At 51.6% G+C, this 7967-nt stretch carries 6 protein-coding genes; 2 read left to right on the top strand and 4 right to left on the bottom strand.

The features are described 5' to 3' along the window. Nucleotides 1–162 precede the first annotated feature (162 nt). The 3 genes from torD to torC are packed head-to-tail and all read right to left on the bottom strand — an operon-like array spanning nt 163 to nt 4477. A complete protein-coding gene (gene torD, locus ACJHWT_RS24835) occupies nt 163–762 on the bottom strand; it encodes a molecular chaperone TorD (protein WP_000209903.1) in 600 nt (199 codons plus the stop codon). After that, nucleotides 759–3305 (bottom strand): trimethylamine-N-oxide reductase TorA, encoded by a 2547-nt coding sequence (gene torA, locus ACJHWT_RS24830; protein WP_001063153.1) that lies wholly within the window; start codon nt 3303–3305, stop codon nt 759–761. The genes torD and torA overlap by 4 nt, the downstream gene beginning before the upstream one ends. Next, entirely contained in the window at nt 3305–4477 is a 1173-nt protein-coding gene (gene torC, locus ACJHWT_RS24825) for a pentaheme c-type cytochrome TorC (RefSeq protein WP_001230244.1), read from the bottom strand. Before torC ends, torA begins: the two co-directional genes overlap by 1 nt. Before the next feature lie 129 nt (nt 4478–4606). On the opposite strand from torC, the gene torR reads away from it, so the two are divergent. Next, a complete protein-coding gene (torR, locus tag ACJHWT_RS24820; RefSeq protein ID WP_001120112.1) occupies nt 4607–5299 on the top strand; it encodes a two-component system response regulator TorR in 693 nt (230 codons plus the stop codon). Here torR and torT read toward each other — a convergent pair. Beyond that, complete coding sequence (gene torT / locus ACJHWT_RS24815; RefSeq protein ID WP_001264952.1) at nt 5272–6300, bottom strand: TMAO reductase system periplasmic protein TorT; 1029 nt, start codon at nt 6298–6300, stop codon at nt 5272–5274. The two genes, torR and torT, sit on opposite strands and share 28 nt — an antisense overlap. A 618-nt stretch (nt 6301–6918) precedes the next feature. Between torT and ACJHWT_RS24810 the strand changes: the two genes are divergently transcribed. After that, nucleotides 6919–7521 carry a hypothetical protein gene (locus ACJHWT_RS24810; RefSeq protein ID WP_021577015.1) on the top strand — a complete coding sequence of 201 codons (603 nt, stop codon included), beginning with the start codon at nt 6919–6921 and terminating at the stop codon, nt 7519–7521. Nucleotides 7522–7967 lie beyond the last annotated feature (446 nt).

Below are 7967 nucleotides of genomic sequence, written 5' to 3'. Positions count from 1 at the left end.
GCAACTGCGCCATAATGCCTGATGCGACGCTTAACGCATCTTATCAGGCCCACAAAAAGCACTGTTCCCGTAGGCCGGATAAGGCGTTCTCGCCGCATCCGGCAACTGCGCACTAATGCCTGATGCGACGCCTGCCGCGTCTTATCAGGCCTACAAACGGCATTATCTTTTTTGGTAGTCACACTCCACTAACACCAGCAATAACTGGCTTAGTGCCGCGTAAAAACCAAAGCTGTCATACTGTCGACAACGCGCAGCAAACTCTGGTAACCATTCCCGCAGAGCCGTCAGTGTTTTTTGCCGCAAACCGTCGATTCTTCGCGCAGGAACGGTCCCCTCTCCCAGCGAAAAATGCAGATGACTCAACAAATCGAGATAGATCGCCAGATGATCTGCCGGTTCGTTGAAATTGCCGCTGGTTTCCATCCCCGCCTCAACTAACAAGCGTTTAATCTCTTGCTCGTCCTGTTTGTAGGCCGATGCATACGGCAGCGCCGCTTGTTTGTCGGTCATCAGAAACAGGCCGCAAAAGTCAGCGGCCAGTTCCAGACGGGCATCGTCACGTACTGTCAGAGTGGCAATACTGTTTTCCAGCCCATTCACCGCCGCAGTGAGCGGAGGTTCGCTTTTCAGCAACGAAAACCATTCAGCCATCTGCGCACTGGCGATTTGCGTCAGTTGTTCATCGTCCAGTTCACGGGAGAACAACTGCGCCAGCCAGGCGTAAACACAGGCAATCTGTTGTGCTGTCAGCGTGGTCATGATTTCACCTGCGACGTGGGAACATATTCGCACTGCGCCACCATCTCAACAGGGCCGTTAAACGCCGTCACCTGCTCCACTGTTCCGTTGTACTTCTCAATTTCCACCAGCGTGGTATGCGCACTGGTCGCCTGCGCCAACTGCGAAGTACCGATGTCGATGGTCAACACGTTGGGGTTACCGTATTTGCACAGCGCACCAGGCTCGCCGCCTTTATCTGGATCGTACCATGCCCCTTCATGAATTCGCGCCACGCCGGGTGCATAGCGGTCAGAAACCACTGCCCCTGCCAACACCTGACCGCGAGCGTTAAACACGCGTACCACATCACCGTTACGAATACCGCGCGCGCTGGCATCCTGCGGGTTAATGAACACTGGCTCTTTGCCCGCTACCGTATATTGCTGACGCAGCGTTTCCGACTCACATAACTGCGAGTGAAGTCGGAAATCCGGATGCACAGATTGCAGATGCAACGGATACTTCTGCGAGCCGGGCCCACCGTGGGAGCGTTCGATTTTCTCAAACCACATCGGATGCCCCTGACAATCGTCGTAGTTCATATCAGCGATGGTTTTCGAGTAGATCTCAATCAGGCCACTCGGCGTGCCCAGCGGTTCGAGATCCGGATCTTCGCGGAATGCCTGGTGGCGAACAAACATCTGCGGATGGTCAAACTCGACGTACTCTTTATTATTCCAGAAGTCATCAAACGCTGGCAGATGAACGCCGCGTCCTTTGCCCTGTTGTACACCTTCCTGCCAGATGCGTTTCAGCCAGCCCATTTCGTCCAGCCCTTCGGTAAAGGCTTCTTCGCGATTAAAGCGACGGCACAGCTCGCGGAAAATATCGAAGTCGTTGCGCGCCTCGAACTGCGGCGGCACGACCTGTTTCATGGCGATAATGCCACGATTGGAGTGGTTGCCGTACTGGTCGAGATCGTTACGCTCAAACTGCGTGGTCGCAGGCAGCACGATATCGGCAAAGCGGCAGGTTGAGGTCCACTGGTTATCTATGGCGATAACCGTTTCCAGCTTGCGCCAGCCTTCAATAATGCGGTTGATCTGCTGATGGCGATGGAACGGGTTAGTTCCGGCAAAAATACACATTTTCAGCGGCGGTAGTTTTACCGATTTACCGTTCCAGTTGATCACTTTCCCCGGTTCGAGGATCGCATCGATAAAACGGGCAATCGGAATGGTGCTGCTGTAGCCTTTGTAGTCGCTGTTGTCGTGAACAGGCGGAATCGACGTAGAGCCGGAGAAACCACTCAGAATAACGCCTTTACGCCCCGGCGTGCCTGCGCCGTTATAGTGCCAGCCAAAACCAAAACCTCCACCTGGCAGGCCAATTTGCCCCAACATCGCCGCCAGAACGACAATCATCCACGCCCACTGTTCACCGTGCTGCATACGCTGCACGCACCAGCCAGCAATAATCTGCGTTCTGTTCGCCGCCATCTGCCGCGCCAGCCCACGAATGGTTTCGGCATTAATACCTGTCAGTTTTTCAGCCCATGCGGCATCTTTCGGCTGACCGTCTTTCTCACCCAGCAGATACGGCAGGAACTGCTCAAAACCTACACAGTAGTTAGCGAGGAAGTTTTTGTCGTACAGGTTTTCACTGTACAGCGTATGCGCCAGAGCCAGTTGCAGCGGCACGTCAGTTTGCGGGTTAACCGCAATGTGCTTCACATGCTCGCGCCCCAGATACTCATGGGTGGATGTGACAACCGGATCGATGCTGATGACCTCAATTTCACCGGCGGCGACTTTCGCTTTTAGCTGCTCGTAATATTCATAAACATCGTGATCCGGGCACCACCAGTTCGCTTGCTGGTTTTTCAGCAAATCGGAGCCCCACAGCACAATGGTTTTGCTGTTCTGCAATACCAGCGGCCAGGAGGTTTGCTGTTCATACACTTCCATCGAACCGACTACGCGCGGCAGGATCACCTGCGCAGCCCCGGTAGAGTAATCTCCGCCTGTACCCACGCTATTACCATGCAAGGCAATCGCTTTCGCCAGCATCCCCGAAGCGTTATGGAACATCCCCGTCGATTGCCAACCACTGGCGGTCAGCAAGGCACTCGGCCCGTGAATTTTCTGTACGCGTTCCAGTTCTTCATAGAACATGTCGAGGGCTTCATCCCAGCTCACGCGCACAAAACGGTTATCACCGCGCTGGGAGGTGTCGCTCAGATGGCGCTTACGCAGCCAGTCCACGCGTACCATCGGGTAACGAATACGCGCCGCGTTGTGTACATGATCCGGCAATCCGGCGATCATTTTCGACGGATATTTATCCAGTTCGAACGGTTTTGCTGCCACAAAGCGACCCTCCTTCACCGTCGCGCGGATAGCCCCCCAGTGCGACCCGGTAAGAATGCCCTCTTTCGAGATGACAGCCTCAGTCGCCGCTTGCGCCGCAGTCGCACGGCGCGGCGTTAACAATGACGGCCCCAGCATCCCGGCGACGGTTAAGCCGCCGAGTTGTGCCAGAAAACGCCGACGTGATGCCTGAAAGAGATCGTTATTGTTCATTATTTTTCTTCCTTCTTATCGCCGTGAGCTTTACCTGCGGTGTCAGACGCATTCATTTGCAGATATTTCAACAAGGTGCGTTCTTCACGTTTATCGAGGCTGGTAAAGCCAATCATGCCGTTGAGCGTGCCGATCCAACCGTTAGCGTCAAAGTGGGATATTTCCGGTGCGCCGTGGCACTGGTTACAGGTGCCGTTGTACAGCGAATCCGCATAAGCCCAGATCGGTTTGATATCGTTCACCATGTCGCCTTTCTTCATCCACGCAGTAGCCTGCAACTTGCTCCACTCGGTATTGGTGTCGGCAACGGTGGTTTTCTCCAGCGTTTTCACCTGCTGCTGCACATCACCACGAATCGAGGCAACAAAGATGCGTTTACCTGGGAATTGGGTGAGTACACGCTGACGTCCTGCACTTTCCGTCCAACCAGTGATTTCAATTTGCAGCCAGTCGCCGTCACGTTTAAGGACTTTCACTTCCGAAGCAGGCAGCAGAGAACCAGACGCTTCTTTATCGCCTTTCGCCGCATAAATCGGCTTAATATCAATGGAGTACAGCGTGTCACCACTATCATTAGCACTGGCGCGCAGCTCATCGAACTGCTTACGGAAGCCACTACTCATATCCGGTAACTGGTGGGCAATACCTTTATGACAGTCGATGCAGGATTGATTATCTTTCGCTGCCACCTTCATCTGACGCGCCGCTTCAGGATGCTGCTTGGCATGATCCATCGCATCGTAGTTATGGCAGGAGCGACAGGTTGCCGAGTTGTTTTCTTTCATTCGCGCCCATTCACGCTCGGCAAGTTCCGCGCGTTTGGCTTCGAATTTTTCAGGTGTATCAATGGAGTGGGCAATAAAGGTCTGGTAAATGTCGTTGCTCGCTTCCAGTTTGCGCTTCACCATGCCTGGAATATCCGGCGGGATATGACAGTCATGGCATTCAGCTCGCACGCCGGAGGCGTTCTGGAAGTGCACCGACTGTTTATATTCTTCATACACCGGTTGCATACTGTGGCAACTGACACAAAATTCGGTTGTGCTGGTGACTTTGATCCCAACGTGTGGCAATACAATCAGCGCAATGCCAATCACAATCCCAATAGCGACCAGCGCCAGTACCGACCAACGAGCACTGGGTCGGCGTAGCGCGTTCCAGAGTTTCCGCATAATAGCCCCTGTAAAATTATGGTTTAGTGAAGCGATCTTAATGAGTAAATATGAACAGCGGCACTGGTCAGGATGAACGGCTTACGGCAGAATATGAACAGATATGAACAGAATGAGTAAAACCCTCTGATGCCACATCACATTGTTATTGTTGAAGATGAGCCGGTTACCCAGGCGCGATTACAATCCTACTTCACTCAGGAGGGGTATACCGTTTCCGTTACGGCGAGCGGTGCCGGGCTGCGGGAAATTATGCAGAATCAGCCGGTGGATTTAATTCTGCTGGATATTAATTTGCCCGATGAAAATGGCCTGATGTTAACCCGCGCCCTGCGAGAACGCTCAACGGTGGGGATTATTCTGGTTACGGGACGCAGCGATCGGATTGACCGTATTGTTGGGCTGGAAATGGGCGCAGACGATTACGTCACCAAACCGCTGGAACTGCGCGAACTGGTAGTACGGGTGAAAAATCTGCTCTGGCGAATCGACCTCGCGCGACAAGCTCAACCGCACACACAGGACAACTGCTATCGCTTTGCCGGTTATTGCCTGAATGTGTCGCGCCATACGCTGGAGCGGGATGGCGAGCCGATTAAACTGACCCGCGCAGAGTATGAAATGTTGGTGGCATTTGTGACGAATCCGGGCGAAATTCTTAGCCGTGAACGTCTGCTGCGTATGCTCTCTGCGCGTCGGGTGGAAAACCCTGACTTGCGCACCGTCGATGTGTTAATTCGTCGTTTACGCCATAAACTCAGCGCGGATTTACTGGTGACGCAACATGGCGAAGGTTATTTCTTAGCCGCTGATGTGTGCTGATAAAAATAGACCGGACGAAATCCCCCTGGTGACAGCGAGCGGCGGATATGTTCACGGTCGGCATTTTTCGGCGTCATGACTAAAATCGGTGGGCTGACATTATCAGACACCGATTGCCCCTGTAATTGCCTGATGGCCTGCTCAACCGCCAGTTCCCCCTGCCAGACCATTTGATCGCTGGCAGCCATAATGACTCTCCCTCGCTTCAGGCCTCGGTATACCTGATGCGACAGATAAAACGATACCACGGTAAGCGGCGTTTTCAGGTTACGCCCTTCCCCCATTGCCGCCTCTGCCGCAATGGCCGTTCCGGCAACGACGTCGATTTCTGGATGGCGCTCCAGCATCTCCTGCAACAGGTTACGCTGGATTTCAATATCGTTGTCACCGAGCGCAATATCGACAATACGCACCGGGCTTCCGGCAATGGCTGCGCGAAAACCCTCGACCATCTCCTTACTACCCCCGGCGTTATCGGGGCCGGGCATCAACAGCACGTTCAGTGGTTTACCGTGCGCCCATTGCACAAGATATCGCCCTGGTTGATAGCCCATCTGAAACCAGGGCACACCAACGCGGCTTTTCACGTGGGGAGCATCAATAGCATTTACCAGTTCGATCACCGGCAGATTTGCTACCTGCTTTTGCAGATCGGGAAATGACGTCGTGCTACTACCGAGCAAAATGGCCTCTGCGCCCCACTGTTTACACTGGTCGATTTGTGCTTGCTGGGTAGCCAACTGGCTGTAGCCGCCTGCCTCCAGCACTTTTAAATCCACACCGTAGCGGCGAGCAGCCTCCTGCATACCATAGTTCAACGATAACCAGTATGAATCTTTCAGGCTGGGATAAAGCGCGCACAGTTTCCATGCGCGTTTGGCTTTAAGCGGCGTAGAGGCTTGCACCGTGTAATGCTGCGCATCATGCCAGCGCAACAGGTTATCAGCCGAAAATGCCGATAACATGAAAAGGGAAAGAAGTAAAAATAGCAGTACGCGCATGATAGCCTCATCAATAATAAGGCTTTATGCTAGATGCATTCTGCTTTGCGACTCAACCTTTTTCACCTAAAGGATGACAAAATCACATAAATAATTTAAAAATCATAGCATTAGATTACTTAATGATTAAATAATAGACTGCAAAACGCGACAAAACACAACATATCCAGTCACTATGAATCAACTACTTAGATGGTATTAGTGACCTGTAACAGAGCATTAGCGCAAGGTGATTTTTGTCTTCTTGCGCTAATTTTTTGTCATCAAACCTGTCGCACTCCAGAGAAGCGCAACGCCTCGCAATCCAGTGCAAAGCTTTGCGTGCCCCCACTACGACCTGCATAACCAGTAAGAAGATAGCAGTGATGTCAAACGACGCAGATGTCTTCTTTTCTTTCATGACTTCTCCAGCATGCATACCTTTCTGCCATGACTGAAGTGAATGCCTGTTATGAGCGAGGATTGGCCCAGACTTAGATAATGAGAGAGCACGGTGCTAATACCCAGACACGTCACCAGCCAGGCAACAACAGATGGGGTCATAGCAACATTTTGGAAGGTATCTTCGTATCATGATGTGGTTAAATAGACATAATTTAACCCAATGGAATTTTCGCCATGCTAACCTTCTGGCACGAATATTCAGATCTCATATCCGCATTTTTAGCAGCTCTTTTAGGTGGCTGTTTCACGATGATTGGAGTGACAACTCAGGTGAAACAGCAGGCAAAACAGCAGGCAACAGCGGCCAGAGAGAAGCGTATAACAACGCTATTGGGTGTCAGAGAGGAAATAGACTCACTGATTAAACTGTATCAGGCCAGAATGGCAGAAGAAATCGAAAAATACGACCGGAACTCACCGTTCGATAACATTTTCCCCATTACTCAAAACTACTTCACGTTCTATGAAGCCAACTCGGCATCCCTACCTGAAGTTCATAGAGAAACACTCTCAAAAATTGTGGCTTTTTATACAAGCGCAAGAAGCCTAATTGATTCCTATCGCGGCAATAATGCGCTTATCGAACGGCTAGACTCCACGCAGGTTGCAAGTGACATTACTGGCAACAAAGAACATCTTGCACACCTGAAAAGATACACAATCCTAGCCACAGAGTACGGCCGCGGATTAATGATGATTCATGATGAGGTCATGCTCCGCTATAAACAGGTTATAGAAGCCATCGATGGTGAAATCTCACAGCTACAATGCAGTTAGCACTACAACCTGTCCGCATATTGAGCGACACGGTCGGATTTAGTGGGCTGAATGTCCGTTGTGAGCACTTAACGGACATTGCTAACCGCCTTCTGAGTGAATTATCAGGGAGTAGGTCAAGATGGGACGTAGAGCACAAATCGTGGACAACATTTTTCGGGCACTTTTTAAAAATGACTAAACTGGTAAAATTCGATGTTATGAGCTGCGCTTTTAAGGGCCGTTAGTCGCATAGATTGTTAATCTATTCAGCGTTACTCATTCTCCAGATTACCAGTTTAAATGGATGCACGGCCACCATGTTAAAATCTAACGCGGCCCTAAAGTAAGAGTGTATTGACATCCTCCCCCACCTTCGCACTTCGTGACTCAGGAGGGGGATTCCCATTAGTGGGTGACGGCTGATTGCTCAGCCTCTGGTTCCTGCTTCAACGGGCGGCCTGACT

The sequence above is a fragment of the Escherichia sp. WS338 genome (assembly GCF_046486405.1).
In the GTDB taxonomy this organism is placed as follows: domain Bacteria; phylum Pseudomonadota; class Gammaproteobacteria; order Enterobacterales; family Enterobacteriaceae; genus Escherichia; species Escherichia coli.
The sequence above is the reverse complement of the archived record's forward strand: the minus strand, read 5'-3'. Positions and strand labels throughout refer to the sequence as shown.